This window comes from Halobacillus litoralis (genome assembly GCF_009856445.1).
In the GTDB taxonomy this organism is placed as follows: Bacteria; Bacillota; Bacilli; order Bacillales; family Halobacillaceae; genus Halobacillus; species Halobacillus litoralis.
In genome coordinates this window covers 178,757-197,726 of record NZ_WMFA01000005.1, presented here as the reverse complement: position 1 = coordinate 197,726, position 18,970 = coordinate 178,757, and the positions used below count along the sequence as shown (strand labels likewise).

Annotated in this window: 14 protein-coding genes, 1 other RNA gene and 1 other annotated feature; of the genes, 11 read left to right on the top strand and 4 right to left on the bottom strand. The window is 43.3% G+C overall.

From position 1 onward, the window contains the following. On the top strand, positions 1-223 hold a 223-nt coding region (locus GLW00_RS14325), incomplete at its 5' end, for an IS3 family transposase (protein WP_160915196.1). A 521-nt stretch (positions 224-744) separates the two neighbouring features. On the opposite strand, the gene spoVB is transcribed toward GLW00_RS14325, so the two are convergent. Then, positions 745-2,301: a stage V sporulation protein B gene (gene spoVB, locus GLW00_RS14320; RefSeq protein ID WP_160915194.1), complete on the bottom strand. Its 1,557-nt coding sequence runs from the start codon at positions 2,299-2,301 to the stop codon at positions 745-747. A gap of 113 nt (positions 2,302-2,414) precedes the next feature. Here spoVB and GLW00_RS14315 point away from each other — a divergent pair, with 113 nt between their 5' ends. The 7 genes from GLW00_RS14315 (at position 2,415) to dtd (ending at position 11,308) form a co-directional block, all read left to right on the top strand. Beyond that, the gene (locus GLW00_RS14315) at positions 2,415-2,711 is read left to right on the top strand and encodes a post-transcriptional regulator (RefSeq protein WP_160915192.1); all 297 of its coding nucleotides are present in this window, start codon (positions 2,415-2,417) and stop codon (positions 2,709-2,711) included. A 168-nt stretch (positions 2,712-2,879) separates the two neighbouring features. After that, a complete protein-coding gene (gene secDF / locus GLW00_RS14310; RefSeq protein WP_160915190.1) occupies positions 2,880-5,159 on the top strand; it encodes a protein translocase subunit SecDF in 2,280 nt (759 codons plus the stop codon). A gap of 121 nt (positions 5,160-5,280) precedes the next feature. Further along, positions 5,281-5,613 carry a LapA family protein gene (locus GLW00_RS14305; RefSeq protein ID WP_160915188.1) on the top strand — a complete coding sequence of 111 codons (333 nt, stop codon included), beginning with the start codon at positions 5,281-5,283 and terminating at the stop codon, positions 5,611-5,613. A 56-nt stretch (positions 5,614-5,669) separates the two neighbouring features. Then, the gene (gene recJ / locus GLW00_RS14300; RefSeq protein ID WP_160915186.1) at positions 5,670-7,997 is read left to right on the top strand and encodes a single-stranded-DNA-specific exonuclease RecJ; all 2,328 of its coding nucleotides are present in this window, start codon (positions 5,670-5,672) and stop codon (positions 7,995-7,997) included. Further along, complete coding sequence (locus GLW00_RS14295; RefSeq protein ID WP_146812750.1) at positions 7,987-8,499, top strand: adenine phosphoribosyltransferase; 513 nt, start codon at positions 7,987-7,989, stop codon at positions 8,497-8,499. Before recJ ends, GLW00_RS14295 begins: the two co-directional genes overlap by 11 nt. Before the next feature lie 137 nt (positions 8,500-8,636). Further along, positions 8,637-10,841, top strand: a complete 2,205-nt coding sequence (locus tag GLW00_RS14290; RefSeq protein WP_160915184.1) for a RelA/SpoT family protein — start codon at positions 8,637-8,639, stop codon at positions 10,839-10,841. A gap of 20 nt (positions 10,842-10,861) precedes the next feature. Continuing rightward, positions 10,862-11,308: a D-aminoacyl-tRNA deacylase gene (gene dtd / locus GLW00_RS14285; protein WP_160915182.1), complete on the top strand. Its 447-nt coding sequence runs from the start codon at positions 10,862-10,864 to the stop codon at positions 11,306-11,308. An 80-nt stretch (positions 11,309-11,388) separates the two neighbouring features. Here dtd and GLW00_RS14280 read toward each other — a convergent pair whose 3' ends face one another. Then, positions 11,389-12,897, bottom strand: a complete 1,509-nt coding sequence (locus GLW00_RS14280; RefSeq protein WP_160915180.1) for an N-acetylmuramoyl-L-alanine amidase family protein — start codon at positions 12,895-12,897, stop codon at positions 11,389-11,391. Between the two features lie 160 nt (positions 12,898-13,057). Beyond that, positions 13,058-13,275 (top strand) — a binding site (T-box leader). A 70-nt stretch (positions 13,276-13,345) separates the two neighbouring features. Here GLW00_RS14280 and hisS point away from each other — a divergent pair. The 3 genes from hisS (at position 13,346) to ssrS (ending at position 16,669) form a co-directional block, all read left to right on the top strand. Next, on the top strand, positions 13,346-14,626 hold the full coding sequence (hisS, locus tag GLW00_RS14275) for a histidine--tRNA ligase (protein ID WP_160915178.1): 1,281 nt from the start codon (positions 13,346-13,348) through the stop codon (positions 14,624-14,626). 1 nt (position 14,627) lies between these two features. Then, positions 14,628-16,409 carry an aspartate--tRNA ligase gene (aspS, locus tag GLW00_RS14270; RefSeq protein ID WP_160915177.1) on the top strand — a complete coding sequence of 594 codons (1,782 nt, stop codon included), beginning with the start codon at positions 14,628-14,630 and terminating at the stop codon, positions 16,407-16,409. A 67-nt stretch (positions 16,410-16,476) separates the two neighbouring features. Then, positions 16,477-16,669: non-coding RNA, 6S RNA (gene ssrS / locus GLW00_RS14265), on the top strand. Positions 16,670-16,847: 178 nt separating this feature from the next. Here ssrS and GLW00_RS14260 read toward each other — a convergent pair. Both GLW00_RS14260 and GLW00_RS14255 read right to left on the bottom strand, forming a co-directional pair. Continuing rightward, positions 16,848-17,504, bottom strand: a complete 657-nt coding sequence (locus GLW00_RS14260) for an RsfA family transcriptional regulator (RefSeq protein ID WP_160915175.1) — start codon at positions 17,502-17,504, stop codon at positions 16,848-16,850. A gap of 83 nt (positions 17,505-17,587) precedes the next feature. Beyond that, on the bottom strand, positions 17,588-18,865 hold the full coding sequence (locus GLW00_RS14255) for a replication-associated recombination protein A (protein WP_160915173.1): 1,278 nt from the start codon (positions 18,863-18,865) through the stop codon (positions 17,588-17,590). Between the last annotated feature and the right edge of the window lie 105 nt (positions 18,866-18,970).

Here is an 18,970-nt window from a genome sequence, read left to right as displayed (position 1 = left end):
ACAAAGTATGTCCCGCAAGGGCAACTGTCACGATAATGCGGTAATAGAAAACTTCTTTGGGTTAATGAAATCAGAGTTCCTTTATCATAAAGATTTTGAAAGTATAGAGCACTTCAAGCAGGAGCTCTCAGCTTTTATGGAAAAATACAACAATAGAAGAATCAAATCTAAATTAAGGATGAGCCCGGTTCAGTTCCGCGATAAATATCAAGCAACAGCTTAACTACATAGTGTCCAATTTTATGGGGTCATTACACGTCCTGTGGGGTCTCACCATGCACTTTTTTCCCGCAGGAGTCTCGCCATTCCCCTCCGCCCCTTTACCATGGAAGGTTCTAGAAACCACTACTTAAAAATTCAGCTTGTATGGGAATGGAAGTGAATGATATAAACTCTACACCATTGACGTTTAGCATACGCAAATGCAGATACAACGCTCTATATGCCTGGAGGAGAAGAATTTAAACCTTACTAATGAATTCAAGCTGCCCCTTTTAGAAGTGGTTTCGAGATACTTATAAGGTAAAGGGGCGGAGGGAAACGGCGAGACTCCTATGGGACGTGTGGGACAGGTGAGACCCCGGAAGGCGTAGCCTGAGGAGGCTCACCGCCAGCCCCATGGAAAGCGAACCTTTTCCCGTAGCCCCTAGAACCACACAATCGTCTTGAAACTGAGTCTTCAACTAAAGGGATAACGGGTTATGAAAATGAACAAGAAGACAAAAAATAACCGCTATCAGGCGGTTATTTTTTGTTGAAGATGCGGTTCCATGGGATCATTTTTAATTCTTCCATCCGGATTAACCGAAAGACGAACAATAGCACAATGTACAAAATGGAAAGTCCCGTACCCATTGTCAACAATTGCGAAAGAGGTTTACTCTCAAGAAGCCACTGATGTTTCCATTGAAATCCAACGACTCCGATGATTCCTATAACAAGTCCGAATCGAAAGAACATCTGTAAAGGGAAGGAGATGACTTTATATTTCATAAGCACCCCTAAATGCAACAGTGTAACGACAACGACACCCACGACGATGGCAAGAGCAACTCCATGAATCCCGAATTCAGGACGAGAACTTAACCCGACAAGGACAATAAACTTGATGATAGCTCCAATCAATGTGTTCCACATGGCCGGACGGGCAAGGTCCAAAGCTTGTAAGGTTGCTTGAAGAGGTGTCTGGATATAATGAAGTAGAAAAAATGGCGCCATGAACTGAAGCATGAAGGAAGCCTGACTTGTCCCATACACAGTGGTTAGGATGACAGCAGGAAAGATCATGAAAATGATCGTGATGACCCCTCCAGAGGCAATGGATAATCGGATCGATTGCATGATGCGATAAGCAATCGTCTCATTTTCACCTTGAGCTGCAGCTTCACTGATGGATGGTACGAGAGCAATAGAAAGCGCGTGAGTCAAAAAAGTCGGTAAAAATAGCAAGGGCAGCACATATCCTGTGAGCTCCCCATATTGTTTGGTAGATTCAATAGCCGTAATTCCTGCAATAGCCAAACTTTGAGCGACGAGTATTGGTTCAAAGAAGTACGTTAAGGAACCAATGAAGCGGCTTCCTGTTGTTGGAAGAGCGATCGTCATCAATTCGTTAAGCGTCTTCTTGCCCTCATGGATATGCTTTTTCCACGATTTTCGAAGCCGAAAGCTTTTGTGTAGATTGAATTGTCTCAGCATGTACATCAAAGAAACGAATTCACCGATGACAGCAGAGACCATGGCTCCTGCGGCTGCATATTGAACGCCGTAAGGGTAAAGCATTTTTGTAAGGACCACGACTGAACCAATTCTGACAATTTGTTCGATCACTTGAGAGATTGCCTGTGGCTTCATATTTTGTCTTCCCTGGAAATAACCCCGGATAACAGATGATATGGCGATGATAGGGATGATAGGGGTTACAGCCAGCAATGGATAAAGGGCTCTTGAATCAGTCAGGAAATAAGTAGCTACAACGGGGGCTAACAGGAAGAGTCCGATCGTAAACAAAATGCTTAATGACCCCGTAATTGCAAGAGAAACTAGTAGAATGCGTTTGATTTTACTTTCGTTCCGAGTCGCTTCTGCTTCTGATACTCTTTTTGAAATGGCCACGGGAAGACCGAATTGGGTGATGGTTATGGCTAAAATTAATGTGGGTAGGGCCATCATGTAGAGCCCCACACCTTCGGGGCCCATTACGCGGGCAACGACGATCCTGTTAATGAAACCGAGTAAACGGGTGATCAGTCCAGCAGCAACCAGAATCAGTGCACCATGTAAAAAAGTTTGTTTTGACATATGATTGATCCGCCTTCTCAAAGAAATGAAATTCCGCTACAATGAAGTATATGCGTAAGGATGGACAAGGCATGACACCCGTTTACGAAAACCTTAGAGTGAGGAGTAACCTGATGGATCAAAAAAAAGTGGTCACAAGCTGGAGAAATGAACTGAGAACAGTTTTGCAAAGCAAAGTAGAAGAGTTTCACTTATTAGGTTATAAACGTGCGACCGAAGAAGAAGTGTGGGATTGTTTGATCAAGAAAGTTTGGAATGGCGAACCTGAAATGAGACTGCACCAGGTAGTCCAGGATATCCTGCATTTGCAGACCCATACATATACGAGTTATCTGACAACAGAGGCATATCAGAATGATGATCTGCTTGCCTCCATTGAGGCATTGAAGGGTCCTTCGGAATATCAATGAGGCTTGATCTCTTTACGGTGATCAGCTTAAAGTTTTTCCTATTGTTGCGAAAGTTTGAAAAAGTAGTAGAATAGGTACGGGGATTATCAAATATTGTCTATAAGCATTTATACATATTAGCCGATGGATCATCGCATGTGTTCGTACATAAAGGAGGAACAGGACAGTATGGTGAAACGAGGGCGGATCGTAGCCTTTTTTATTGTGGTTTTATTACTGGCTGCTATGATTGGAACGACAGTAACAGGGGTTACCAAAGATATTAAATTAGGATTGGACTTACAGGGTGGTTTCGAAATCTTATACGATGTCGAGCCGTTAGATGAGAACCAGGAAGTGAATGATCAGGTTCTCGAGGCTACAGCACGTTCATTGACGGAACGTGTGGATACACTTGGTATAAGTGAAACGAACATCACTATTGAAGATGGGGGAAGAATTCGAGTACAGCTTGCGGGTGTAGAAGACCAGCAGACAGCAAGAGAACTGCTTTCAACAACCGCTGAACTTTCTTTCCGTGGTACGGATGGAAAATTGTACATGGATGGTTCAGATCTTGTTGAGGGAAGTGCTCAGCAGTCCTATCACCCAGATACGAATGAACCCATTGTTACACTTAAAGTTAAAAGTGCTTCTAAGTTCTATGACGTTTCAGAAGAAATTTACAACACTCCGAACAATCCAGATACACCATATCCGGACAATCTATTAGTGATATGGTTGGATTATAATGAAGAAACTTCTTTCGCTGAAGAGTGGGGGAAAGAAGACCCGGCTTATATTTCTGCACCAGGGTTCCAAGACGGACCTGTTCGTAGTAATTCGGTCATGATCAGTGGGGATTTCACTCAGGAATCCGCTAAACAATTAGCAGATATTCTGAATGCAGGATCGCTACCTGTTAATCTAGAAGAAACCTATTCGACATCTGTCGGTGCTCAATTCGGGGAGCAAGCCATGAACAAAACCATCCTGGCAGGCTTCATTGGAATTGCAGCCATCTTCTTGTTCATGATTGCGTATTATCGTTTCCCTGGGATCATTGCAACACTAACGTTGAGTGTGTACATCTATTTAATTCTCGTGGTCTTCGAATTGATGAATGGTGTCTTGACACTGCCTGGTATTGCCGCCTTGATCCTGGGTGTCGGTATGGCCGTAGACGCCAACATTATTACGTATGAAAGAATTAAAGAAGAATTAAAATCAGGTAAATCTCTTTTATCAGCCTATAAGGCAGGAAATAAGCGTTCCTTAGCAACCATCCTTGATGCGAACATTACAACCTTGATTGCAGCCACTGTTCTTTTCATTTTCGGAACAAGTTCGGTCAAAGGTTTTGCAACAATGTTGATTGTGAGTATTCTTGTCAGTTTCATAACAGCCGTGTATGGTACGCGATTATTCATGAGTTTATGGGTCAAGAGCCGCTTCTTGAATAAGCGTCCGAAATGGTTTGGGGTGAAACCAGAGGATATTCATGATATTGCTGAAGGAGAAGAAGTCGAAGCAACCTTCATGAAACGCAAATTTGATTTTGTAGGACTTAGAAAACGATTTTTCTCGATTTCGATTGTCCTCGTGGTGGCGGGAATCCTGGCTCTTGCATTCTTCCGCTTGAATCTTGGAATTGACTTCACCAGTGGTTCAAGGGTGTCGATTTTGTCTGATGGCAATATAACATCAGAACAAGTCGAACAAACGTTGGAAGAAGAATTTGATGTCAGCCCGAAACAGGTCATCATTTCAGGGGACAACAGTGAGATTGCAGTCGCTCGTTTTGATGATGAACTGAGTAAAGATAAAATCGGTGAAATTCAAAGCTACTATGAAGAAGAGTTTGGCAATACGCCGAACGTCAGCACTGTATCCCCGATTGTTGGTCAAGAGCTTGCTAAAAACGCAGCACTGGCTGTTTTATACGCGTCCATTGGGATCATCATCTATGTTACCATTCGCTTTGAAATCTTCTTCGCTTTAACAGCGATTATTGCTTTGCTGCATGATGCTTTCTTCATCGTTGCTTTCTTCAGTTTAACGAGATTGGAATTCGATATTACCATCATTGCAGCGATTCTTACCATTGTCGGTTACTCGGTGAATGACACGATTGTAACGTTCGACCGGATCCGCGAAAACTTGAGGATGAAGAAGAAAGTGAAATCCTTTAAAGAGCTTGCGAAAGTCGTCAATGACAGTTTAATGCAGACGCTTGCCCGCAGCTTCAATACAGTCCTTACTGTCATTTTCGCAGCTGTGATGCTGTTATTCTTCGGAGCCTCATCCATCACGAACTTCTCGTTCGCTCTAGTCATCGGATTATTGGCAGGTACGTACTCATCCCTGTTCATTGCGTCTCAGCTTTGGCTCATATGGCGTGGCCGCAATATTAAAGATAACCCGATCAATTATGTGAAAAAGAAAAAAACGGACGGACCTCAAGTGTAAACTGGAGGACCTTAAAAGAAGACCATCCTCCTGGAGGATGGTCTTCTTTGGTTATTACTCTTTCTTTCCGGGTATATCAAGTATATAAAGAAACCTTTATGAATGAAGGAGTGTTGACCATATGAAAGGACAAAGCTATCTTATCCTGGCTTTCATTTTTGCATTAGTCATTGCTATTTTTGCCGTCATTAATGTGGACCCTGTTCAGGTTAATTATTTGTTTGGATCAGGTGAAGCACCTCTGATTCTTGTCATTCTAATATCTGTTTTATTAGGTGGGTTAGCCACAGCATCCGTCGGAGCTCTCCGATACTATAAGCTGAAAAGGGAAAACAGCCGGTTGAAGTCCGAGGCTTCTGCGTCCCCTGCAAGCGTCAAGGATGAAGATAGGAACGTTTCTGATGAGAATGAAACGGCAAATGAGGAGGAAAGTTCTTCATCAAAAGTCACATAATTGCGTTTGCTACCCCTGGTCCGCTCTTGTATAATAGATGGGTCAGGGGTGAACTTATGATACAAAGCAAGATGAAATGGAAATTTACATATAGTAATTCGGAAGAAAGTTCTTCAGTCCTTCCTGGAGTTACTCCACTTACTCAGCAGCTTTTAGAAAAAAGAGGTATCCACAATGCTGAAGCAGCGGATCGGTTCTTAAAGCCTTCGATTGATCAGCTTCACGATCCGATGCTTATGGAGGGGATGGACATTGCCGTGGCTCGTGTGAAAGAGGCCATAGCATCTGATCAATCCGTTCTTGTTTTTGGTGATTATGATGCAGACGGAGTAACCTCTACATCTGTCATGGTGGAAGCGCTCAGGAAAGCAGGGGCGGACTGTGACTTCTATATTCCTAATCGTTTCACGGAAGGATATGGTCCAAATAAAGAAGCTTTTCAATTTGCCTATGATTCCGGCTATTCTCTAATCATAACGGTAGATACAGGTATTGCCGCTATGGAAGAAGCATCTTTTGCGAAAGAACTTGGGATTGATCTAATTATTACGGACCACCACGAAGTCCAGGAGGTTCTTCCTGATGCCTATGCCATCATCCACCCTAAGACGTCAGCGGATTATCCATTCCAGGAATTAGCGGGTGTCGGAGTGGCTTTTAAATTTGCTCATGCTCTTCTAGGCCGCTTTCCAAAAGAGTTTCTTGACCTTGTCGTAATTGGTACGATTGCTGATCTTGTCCCCTTAAAAGGCGAAAACAGGGTGCTTGCATCGATCGGTCTTCAGGCGATTTCCCATTCTGCCCGCCCTGGTATCCAGGCGTTGAGAAAAGTGTGCAGCATAGAGGGGGATATGAATGAGGAAACGATCGGTTTTACAATCGGTCCAAGACTCAATGCTGTAGGGAGACTTCAGGATGCTACTCCGGCAGTCGATTTATTGCTATCGGAAGATCTGGAAGAAGCGGAACAAATTGCAACCTTCATTAACCAGTTGAACCAGGAAAGACAGAAAATCGTTGCCTCCATCGCCAAGGAAGCGGAAGAAATGGTTTCTGTTGAAAATGGGGAAGCTGAGAATGTGATTGTGGTTGCTAAAGAGGGCTGGAACCCAGGAGTGCTTGGAATCGTCGCATCCAAACTCGTTCGTCAATTTGACCGTCCGGCTATCGTCCTGGCTATTGATGAAGAAAAAGGGGAAGCCAAAGGTTCAGCAAGGAGCATTGACGCTTTTGATTTATTCTCCAACTGTATGGAGATCCGCCATCGCTTTATACATTTTGGAGGGCATGCCCAAGCAGCCGGTATGACGCTTGCGCTTGACCAAATCGAAGAGTTACGAAGTGATTTAATTTCCCTGGCTGAGGAAAAGCTATCGGATGACGATTATCAACAAGTCCTGGATATTGAAACAACCGTCGAGTTGGAAGATATATCCTTGAAACAAATTGAGGAAGTCAACAAGCTTCGTCCATTTGGAATGGGGAACCCAAAACCATTGTTTCATCTCAAACATACCCCTAAAGAAGTACGGTTGATCGGAAGTAAAAAAAATCACCTGAAATTCCAATTCCAAAGTCAGCAGTCCCGGCTGGATGGCATTGCGTTCGGGATGGGAGATCTTTATCAGCAAATATCCCCACAAGCCGCATTGGATGTTGTAGGAGAACTTGGAATCAATGAATGGAACGGACGGAAGAACTTACAAGTGATGATCAAGGATCTCCGTGTGATAGAATGGCAGTTATTTGATCACAGAGGTTCAAAGCATATAGAAAAGAATTTGATTATTCCACCTAACCAAACGTTTGCAGCTGTCAGCTTTCAAGGGAAAGATCAGTCCCCCTGCGATGTTCCTGTCCTTCAGGCAGAGTCAGTGGAGCATGGAGATTCCTATGATGGTCTTCTGATTATCGATCTACCTAAACGCATGTCGGAGATGACCGAGCTTTTATCTAAAATTGAAACTCGTAAAGTCTATGCCTGCTATCATATACAAGAGAGTACTTTTCTAAAAACATGGCCTTCAAGGGACCACTTCAAATGGTTTTATGGTATGCTATTGAAGCGTGGTCGGTTCAACCTTCATGAAGAAGCAGATTTACTTGCCAATCGTAAGGGATGGGACAAGTCCATGGTGGAATTTATTTCTGAGGTGTTTTTTGAACTCGACTTTGTTAAAATAAAAGACGGGATCATTACAGCAGAATCCGAACCTTCTCAAAAAGATTTGCGGGAATCTTCGCTTTATCTTCAAAGAGAAGAACAGCTGCAAATTGAACGTACCTTGTATTATTCCACATATAAAGAATTGAAGAGTTGGTTTGACCAATATATGAACCAGCGTTTTAAGCAAGTCAAGGAGGAAGTAACGAATGGATTATAAAGAGCATATTGCAATCGTTGAAGATTGGCCGAAAGAAGGAGTCCAATTTAAGGACATCACTCCTTTAATGGACAATGGTCCTGCATTCAAAGCAGCGGTTGATGAAATTGTAGAGTACGCAAAAGACAAAGAAATCGATATCGTAGTAGGTCCTGAAGCACGCGGATTCATCGTGGGGTGCCCCGTATCGTATGCGTTGGAAATCGGCTTTGCGCCTGTTCGTAAAGAAGGAAAGCTTCCACGCGAGACGATCAAAGTGGATTATGGCCTCGAATACGGAAAAGATGTGTTAACGATTCATAAAGACGCGATTAAGCCAGGTCAACGAGTACTGATTGTCGACGACCTTCTTGCTACAGGTGGTACAATTGAAGCGACCATCGACCTTGTCGAGCAGTTGGGCGGGGAAGTAGCTGGTTGTGCGTTCTTGATTGAACTCACATACTTAGATGGCCGCAGCAAATTGGACGGCCATGACGTCCTTACTTTAATGCAATATTAATGGAAAGAGTGCCCTTTTCAGGGGCGCTCTTTGTTTTACAATTGATGATCGGGCTTTTCCCTTTACAAGAAGAGTCCTTTTTTTGATAATGTTAATCAAATATACTTTGAAAGTTTTAAAGAAACTAGGGTGATTGAATGGCGAAAGATACAGTTCTAACTGCGGAAGAAGTCATAGAACAAGCGAGTCAGTATTTGAATGAGTCAGATCTGGCGTTTATTCGTCGTGCTTATGAATTTGCTGAAAAGGCCCATAGCAACCAGTTCCGAAAGTCGGGAGAGCCTTATATCATCCATCCCATTCAAGTAGCAGGTATTCTTGTGAACCTAGAGATGGATCCTGAAACGATTGCAGGCGGTTTTCTTCACGATGTCGTAGAGGACACAGATGTTTCTCTTAAGGAAATTGAAGAAGCCTTCAATGAAGAAGTCTCCATGCTGGTGGATGGCGTTACGAAATTAGGTAAAATCAAATATAAATCCAAAGAAGCTCAGCAGGCGGAAAACCATCGGAAAATGTTTGTCGCTATGGCGAAAGACATGCGTGTCATCTTAATTAAGCTTGCGGACAGGCTTCACAATATGCGCACATTGAAGCATCTTCCAGCTGAGAAACAACGTCGGATTTCCAATGAAACATTGGAGATTTTTGCACCTCTGGCTCATCGTCTTGGTATTTCTACGATTAAATGGGAGCTTGAAGATACGGCCCTTCGGTATTTGAATCCTCAGCAATACTACAGGATTGTTCATTTGATGAAGCAGAAGAGGAATGAACGTGAGCATTATATCGAAGAAGTCATTGATGAAATTCGTGGCCAATTAAAAGAAGTAAACATTGATGCGGATTTATTTGGACGGCCGAAGCACCTTTACAGTATCTACCGGAAGATGGTACTTCAGAATAAACAATTCAATGAAATTTATGACTTGTTAGCCGTTAGAATTACAGTCAACAGTATCAAAGATTGTTATGCTGTCCTTGGCATCATCCATACGTGTTGGAAACCGATGCCGGGTCGCTTTAAAGATTATATAGCCATGCCGAAGCCTAATCTGTATCAATCTCTGCATACGACAGTAATTGGACCTAAAGGAGATCCTCTGGAGGTTCAAATCCGTACACACGAAATGCATGAAATTGCGGAATATGGAATTGCAGCCCATTGGGCATATAAAGAAGGAAAGCAGACCTCCGCTGAACAATCGTTTGAAGAGAAGCTTACATGGTTCCGTGAAATTCTTGAATGGCAAAGTGAAACTCATGATGCCGAAGAGTTTATGGAATCCCTTAAAGTGGATTTATTTTCAGACATGGTCTATGTGTTTACACCAAAAGGAGATGTGATCGAGCTTCCATCTGGTTCAGTGCCTGTGGATTTTGCCTATCGTATTCATACGGAAGTTGGAAATCAAACGATTGGTGCAAAAGTGAACGGGAAGATGGAACCCCTGGATTATGAATTGAAGACCGGGGACATTGTCGATATCATGACTTCTAAGCATGCTTATGGACCCTCCAAAGATTGGATTAAGCTCGCTCAGACATCACAGGCGAAGAATAAGATCAAGCAATTCTTTAAGAAACAACAAAAAGACGAGAACATTTCTAAAGGGAAAGAGCTTGTCGAACGGGAAATTCGTAATTTCGGGATCCAACCAAAAGATGTCTATACGACAGATAATTTGAATCGTGTATCTGAAAAGTTTAATTTCGCAAACGAAGAGGATATGTTTGCCGCTGTTGGATACCAGGGGATTACAGCCGCTCAAATCGCTACTCGATTAACAGAGAAAATCAGGAAGCGGAAGCAGCAGGAACAAGACCTGGAGCAGACACTGGCTGATGTAAATACCACGGAAATTAAAACCCCTGCAAAAACAGGTAAAAAGGATTCAGGAGTACGAGTGGAAGGGGTGGACAATCTTCTTGTCCGTCTATCCAAATGCTGTAACCCAGTACCTGGTGATGAGATTGTCGGTTATATTACTAAAGGACGAGGGGTATCCGTCCACAGAAGCGACTGCCCTAATGTTCATACCGAAGAAGCTCAGACACGCCTATTACCTGTTAAATGGGAGACTTCAGTCACGGATTCCAAGCAGTATCATGTTGACCTTGAGATCTGGGGATATGATCGCCGCGGCCTGCTTAACGAAGTGCTGCAAGCAGTCAATGAAACGAAGACGAATATTACCGCGGTTTCAGGAAAGTCCGACCGTAATAAAATGGCGACTATTCATATTACTATTTTAATCCAGAATACGAACCATTTGAGAAAGATTGTCGAGCGGATTAAACAAATTCAGGAAGTGTACACGGTTCGTCGTGTCATGCAATAGAAGATAAAGGGGAATCTACGATGAAAGCAGTGGTTCAAAGAGCTGTAAACGCCTCTGTCACCGTTGAGGAAAACGACGTAGGTACCATTGATCGGGGACTTGTCGTTTTATTGGGTGTAAATCATGAGGATACAGAAGAAGATGCACGGTATTTAGCCAAAAAGATTCCATACCTGCGCATTTTTGAAGATAAGGATGGAAAAATGAATCATTCATTGGTTGATTTAGGCGGCCAGATGCTATCGATTTCTCAATTCACATTATACGGAGATTGTCGCAAAGGGCGCCGCCCTAACTTCATGCAAGCGGCAAAGCCTAACCAGGCTGAAGAGTTGTATGAATCTTTTAATCAGATGGTGGAGCAGGAAGGTGTGAAAGTGGAAACAGGAGAATTTGGTGCAATGATGGACGTGAAATTGACCAATTCCGGCCCTGTGACATTAATCATCGATAGTAAAGAACGATAAAAAAAAGCTGTACTCATTTTGAGTACAGCTTTTTTGTTTTTCTAAGCGGTGCGATTGAATTGTGAATGACATTCATTTATTTAGTTGAAGTAATGAGTTAAACCTTCTACGATCCCTTGGCTGGCTTTTATCTGATAAGAGCGCGTTTTAATGGTTTGTTCTTCTCTTGCATCTGATAGGAAGCCAAGCTCCAATAGGACAGAAGGCTTGTTATTTTCCCTGATTACGTGGAAATCGCCTTTTTTTGTCCCTCGATCTCGCAGTCCTGTATAAGAAACGATAGATGACTGCAGCGAATCTGCAAGTGCTTTGTCTTTAGAAGAGTAATAATAACTATTAATCCCTCTGGCAACCACATTCAATGGCGCCGCATTGTAATGCAGACTGATGAATGCATCTGCATTGGAACGGTTCGAATGGAAGGTTCTGATCGTAAGGGAGATGTAATGATCGCTCGTCCGAGTCATCAATACTTTGGCACCTTGGCTTTCTAGTTGGCTTTTTAGAAGGTAAGCCGTATCCAGCGTTAATGTCTTCTCGTAGCTTCCGCCTCTCCCTACTGCCCCGGGGTCGCGTCCGCCATGGCCAGCATCAATCATAATGGTTTTCCCTTTAAGGGAATTTGAAGTAGCTGGTGTTGTGGCCGTACTTTCCTGATTGGTCTCTTCTACAATCCATCCAGCCACGTAAGCTGTTTTACTTTCATAGGAGATCTTGTACCATTGCCCTTCTTTGCTTAAGACTTGAAATTGATCGCCTTTGTGGCCACGACCGACGATTTTATAATTCGTAGATGGCCCGGACCTCAAATTCGTGCCGTTATAATTCAAAGATACATAGGTGTTTTTCGAAGCGGGTGTGTTCGTTTGTTCATTGTCTGTTTCATTTACAAGCCAACCGGCGACCCAACCTGTCTTTCCGCTGCTGTACTTAATTTGATACCAGCGGTCTTTCTTCGCTATGTATTCATAGGTTTCACCTTTACGTATTCTTGTAAGAATCCGCCCTCTTGTGGAGTTTTCACTTCTGACGTTTAGAACGGCTGTTCCTACTTTCACTTTTCCTTTTACGGTTGATGATGGATTCTCATCGGCTTTCTCATCTTTCTCAGGTTCTTGCTTTTGTTTCGCTTCTTTTGTCAGATAGTCTCCATGGACCCAGCCATTTGTGTTTCCTTTTTGAATATAGACCCATTTCCCATCCGACTTCTCGGGCTCTACGGCATCACCTTTCATCAGATACCCTTTGATTTTCCCATCCAGATTCGGAGCGGAACGAATCCTCAGATAATCATACTTTGAATAATGACGGTCGGTTATGTGTTGGTCTGCCTTTACTTTTGTGAGCCATTTGGCGACCCAGCCATCCTTCCCGCTTCGTTGAATCTTGAGCCAATTGTCTTTCTCTTCGATAATCTTGTAGGTTTCACCTGTATGCACCTTACCAATACGGTCGTAATTCGTTCCAGGTCCTGTCCTCACATTCAAGTAATCGACCTGAATGACCGCTTTGTCTGCATACGCGTAAGGAGTCTCATAAAAGGTAAGAACTCCTAAAATTAAAATGAAGAAAATTATGCCTTTTTTCAAAAAATATTCCACCTCCTTGTCAGTCTCCATTCATTATTCGACAAATGACGTAAATATCCTTCTCCATAGGAAAAAGTTTGATCTTATAAATTTGTGGAGATAAACTTGACATAAGGTTAACGGAGATTATATGATTATAATCAATTCTAAAATGATTCGAACAAAACCATTGAGGAAAAAAGTAATCAGTTTCCATGCGCACAGAGAACGAATGCCTTAGGCTGAAAGCATTCGGACGTTATATTCTGATGAAAGACGTTTCTTAGGTTCTACATCGAACTAAAAGTAGGTGTAGACGTACACAGGCGTTAACTGTTTTGAGTGGAGGCTCTTAAAGCCTCAAATCAGGGTGGCAACGCGGGTAATCCCGTCCCTTTTTCGCAAGCGCGGAAAAGGGACGGGATTTTTTGTGGTAAAAAATGGTTTATTTCGTTAGGAGGAGTTTGAGATGAGTATGAATGCCCCTCGTGGTACGCAGGATATTCTGCCTGGTACATCTGAAATATGGCAGTATGTAGAAGAACAATTAGCTGACCTATGCCGTCGCTATCATTATAAAGAAATCAGAACACCGATTTTTGAACATACCGAGCTTTTCCAACGAGGTGTCGGAGATAGTACAGACATCGTCCAGAAGGAAATGTACACGTTTGAAGATCGTGGAGGAAGAAGCATTACCTTACGACCAGAAGGAACAGCTTCTGTCGTTCGTTCTTTTGTCCAGAATAAAGTCTACGGTTTGCCAAATCAGCCGACCAAATACTTCTACATGGGGCCTATGTTCCGTTATGAGCGACCTCAACAGGGAAGAATGAGGCAGTTTGTGCAGTTTGGTATTGAGGCTTTAGGCAGTGATGATCCAGCTATTGATGCAGAGGTGCTTTCTCTTGCTTTAAACTCTTATAAAGAACTAGGGCTGAAGTCGCTGAAACTAGTGGTCAACAGTCTCGGTGATAAAGAAAGCAGGGAAGCGCATCGAGCAGCTTTGGTCCGTCACTTCGATCCACACCGCGAAGAACTTTGTGCAGATTGTCAAGTCCGGCTTGATCAAAATCCGCTTAGAGTTCTGGATTGTAAAAAGGATCGTGAACACCCGGCAATGGAAACAGCACCGTCCATTCTTGAATATTTGAATGATTATTCCAAAGATTACTTTGAACAAGTAAAACAATACTTGGATGTGATGGACATTGATTACGTTGTCGATCCAAACCTTGTACGCGGACTCGATTATTATAACCACACAGCTTTTGAAATTATGAGTGAAGCGGAAGGTTTCGGTGCCATCACGACATTGAGCGGCGGTGGTCGCTACACAGGTCTAGTTCAGGAAGTGGGCGGCCCTGAAACATCAGGAATCGGTTTTGCCATGAGTATCGAGCGGTTGTTGATGGCTTTAGAAGCGGAAAGCGTTGAACTCCCTACGGATGAGGGATTGGATGTGTTTTTTGTTTCCCTTGGTGATGAGGCGAATCGTGCCGCAGTTAAGTTAACAGATGAATTACGGCGTGCCGGCATTCAAGTGGACAAAGATTACTTAGGGAAAAAAATGAAAGCTCAGTTTAAAGCAGCTGATCGTCTTGGTAGTAAATATGTACTTGTTCTCGGAGATCAGGAACTCGAGAACGGGGTCATTAATGTGAAAAACATGACATCAGGAGAGCAGCAAGAGGTTCCTCTTGGTGAGATCATCGACCATATGAAGAAAGAACTGACAGGAGGCAAATAAGATGGAACGAACAAAATGCGGATCTTTGCGCAGAGATCATCTTGAGCAAGAAGTAACACTTAAAGGATGGGTACAAAAACGCCGCGATTTAGGTGGTTTGATTTTCATCGATTTAAGAGATCGATCCGGCTTAGTACAGGTGGTTTTCAATCCTGAGACTTCAGGTGAAGCATTGGAGAAGGCGGAAAATGTGCGCAGTGAATATGTCCTTGAAGTTAAAGGGACTGTTGTGGCCCGTGACGCTCAAACCATTAATACCAACCTTGGCACAGGAGAAATTGAAGTAGCTGCCAAGGAATTGACGATTCTTAACAAAGCGAAGACACCCCCATTCATGATTGAAGATCAATCAGAGGTATCCGAAGACCTTCGACTTAAATACCGCTACTTGGATTTAAGAAGAAAAGAAATGCAGGAGACGTTTAAAATGCGTCACCAAACGACCCAGTCGATCCGTGATTTTTTGAATGAAGAAGAATTTTTGGATATGGAAACACCAATGCTGACAAAGAGTACACCGGAAGGGGCGCGTGACTATCTTGTTCCAAGCCGGGTTCATGAAGGTGAATTCTATGCATTGCCTCAATCTCCTCAGCTCTTCAAACAGTTGTTGATGATGTCAGGGTTCGAGAAGTATTACCAGATCGTCCGCTGTTTCCGTGATGAAGACTTGCGCGCTGACCGTCAGCCTGAGTTCACGCAAGTGGATGTTGAGACGTCATTCATGTCAACGGAAGAGATCATGTCCTTGACGGAACGTATGATGAAGCGCGTCATGAAAGAAGTGAAAGGCCAGGATATCGAAACCCCATTCCTTCGTATGCCTTATGATGAGGCGATGGAACGGTACGGTTCCGACAAGCCCGATACCCGCTTCGGTCTTGAATTAGTGAATCTTTCTGAAGATGTAAAGGATTCAGGTTTTAAAGTGTTTAGCGGAGCGGTTTCTTCAGGCGGCCAAGTAAGCGCCATTAATGTGGAAGGAAAAGCTGATGAGTTTTCCCGAAAAGATATCGATAAGATGACAGAAGATGTCAAAGTCTATGGAGCAAAAGGGTTGGCATGGTTAAAAGTGAAAGACGGAGAGTTCAATGGACCGATTGCTAAATTCTTCTCTGAAGACGAGGCTTCTTCAATGAAAGAAAAAATGGCAGCAAAAGATGGCGATCTCCTTCTCTTTGTAGCAGACCAGACTTCCGTTGTTCATGACAGTCTTGGAGCTTTACGTCAAAAGCTTGCCCGTCGATTAGACTTGATTGATGAGACGAAGTTCAACTTCCTTTGGGTAACGGACTGGCCTTTATTTGAGTATGATGAAGATGAAGGACGTTATCACGCCGCGCACCATCCGTTTACAATGCCTGCAGGCGGACGTATGGATGAACTGAAGAAAAATCCAAAAGACGTCCGTGCAGAAGCTTATGACATCGTCCTCAACGGGTATGAGCTTGGTGGAGGTTCCCTGCGTATCTTTGAAAAAGAAATGCAGCAGGAAATGTTTGAGGTGCTTGGTTTCAGCCAGGAGGAAGCAAATGAACAGTTTGGGTTCCTTCTTGATGCATTAGAATACGGTACACCGCCTCACGGGGGAATTGCCTTTGGCCTGGACAGGCTCGTCATGCTTTTAGCCGGTCGTACGAATTTGCGTGATACTATTTTGTTCCCTAAAACAGCTTCCGCTCAAGATCCAATGACGAACGCTCCGGGACCTGTAAGTGAAGCGCAGCTGGATGAACTTCACCTTCAGCTGAAGCCATCTAGTCAGTCTGACTCAGATGAATAAAATGTGTGGGTTAATTGTTGATTCTATTTAGGTTATATGCTAAGATTACATTACAAAATTAAAGAGACCAATCCTGATGTGTACGTTGTTCGAATGTACGTTTTGACCGAACATTTTTGATACGGGAGCCTGGTGTTTCTATATGGAATGCACGCCTCATAACCATCACTGATGGGAGGACGCAAGAAATGTAGAACAGGGCACCCACCTGCCTAGAGCGGGTTCAAAACTCATGATACGACGGCACAATTGGGATTGGTTTTTTTAATTGCCATTAATCCAAAAGGATTACATATGAATTTAACAAAAAAGCGTTTCCCGGATAGGGAAACGCTTTTTTTCATGGTCCTGTGAATGGTGGAAAAAACATGTGTGTAGATATGATTTTTAGGCACATCCTCCAGCCAAAGTGACCTGACACTCATGCCTCTATTCTATTTAGCGGGCAAGGTTTTCAAGATTTCCGTTTTTCTCCATACGAAATTGAGGTCGGTAAGCATGTTCAGAATCATCAAACATCACCATTTTTCTAGCACGGTCCATGATCTGAATCAAGGCCTGATAATCTTCTGTCATGGCTTCAAGCTGCCCATTTAATTGTTGGTTTTGTTCGATTAACTCTTTATTCTGACGTTCTAGTTCAGAGAGTCGGTTCTGGAGAGATCCTGAACTCTTACTCTCTTGTTTCAAGTTCGTCAAATAAGAAATGATGTCTTCTAAACGAAGCTCAGGCTGAGTTGGATTCTCTTCCTGGGTCTTAGATACGACAGGCTCAGGAAGTAAGTAGTCGTCATCCTCTTGTTCTGCCTGGTACACAACGGGAGCCTGCGGTCTCTGATAGACAGGCTGCTGTTTCGCTTCTTTCCGTTTTTTCTCTTTTCGTTGTTTCTTCGCAAGCTCAACGGCTTGTTCATATTTCTGTCGTACTTCTGCATTCCATCTAAACCCGCAAGCTGCTGAGGTGCGGTTTAATATATCTCCGACTTCATCAAAAGCTTTTAATTGTGTACTTCCTTCACGGATGTGTCTCAGAACGGTTTCCGCTAATAAAAGGTCATCTTCATGAGACCAGGCATCTTGTCTTACTTTAGGCATATTCACCACTCCTAATTTTATCTGTAAAGATAATAGTTTGTCAGATTTAGTAGTAGTGTAGCCAAGAAGAACTGGAATTATACTCAAGTAGACTTTTGCTTTTTGATTTTGCTATAAACCTGTTCAAGCGCCTGTTCGAATTTTCCTGTCCGTTTTGGTTCATAGTATTGGCGTGTTCGGATGAGGTCGGGAAGGTATTGCTGGTCCACCCACGCATTCTCGTAGTTGTGAGGATACTTATAATCGATTCCTCTTCCTAGCTTTTCTGCTCCTTTATAATGAGAGTCTTTTAAATGTTGAGGTACTTCTCCGCTTTTCCCATTTCTGATATCCGAAAGCGCTGCATCAAGTGCTTTGTAGGCACTGTTTGATTTTGGTGAGAGGGCAAGTTCCGTCACAGCTACTGACAATGGAATCCGGGCCTCAGGAAATCCGATTCGCTCAGCGGCTTCCACGGCAGAAAGAGCCCTGGGACCTGCTTGTGGATTGGCGAGTCCAATGTCTTCGTATGCAATGACTACTAATCTTCTAGCGATACTATCAAGGTCTCCCGCCTCGATTAATCGGCCTAAGTAATGTAGGGAAGCGTCTACATCACTGCCTCTGATTGATTTTTGAAAGGCTGAGAGGACATCATAGTGTGCATCACCATCTTTATCATGGGAGAAGCTTTTCTTCTGCATACACTCTTCGGCAACCTCTAAGTTGATCTCCACAAACCCATTGTCATCAGCAGGCGTAGAAAAAGCGGCAAGTTCCAACCCGTTCAATGCGGCACGAAGATCTCCATTAGAAGATTGAGCGAAGTGGTTAAGTGCTTCGTCAGTCATTTGGATGTTCATTTGACCAAGGCCCTTTTCACGATCTTCCAGTGCTCTTTGAATGGCCTGCTTAATGTGGTCATCCTCCAGCCTGTACAGTTCAAATAAATGACAACGGCTGCGAATCGCGGGGTTTATGGAATGGTAGGGGTTACTTGTCGTACAGCCAATCATGGTTAAACGATTACTCTCCAGGTGGGGGAGAAGGAAATCCTGCTTTGCTTTATCCAGCCGGTGAACTTCATCAAGGATCAATACGAGCTGCCCGTGCATCTTTGCTTCTTCCACAGCAATTTCCATATCCTTCTTCTTATCCGTTACCGCATTCAACGTTTTATGAGGGATATTCAAGCTTTTAGCAAGTGCGGTTGCCATTGATGTTTTCCCTGTCCCAGGTGGACCGAATAATATCATCGAGGCCAGACGTTCAGCCTTGATCATACGGTTGATGGTTTTTCCTTCGGCAACGAGGTGGGACTGTCCGATAATTTCATCTATATTGTCTGGTCGCAAGCGAAAAGCGAGGGGTTGCTGACTCATAGAACATTCTCCTTTTGACAGTTATGACTGTAAGCGTAGAATGATTTTCAGGAAAATGCAAGGGACTTGCCATTCATGCTATAATAGCGTTTGGTATAATAGAGA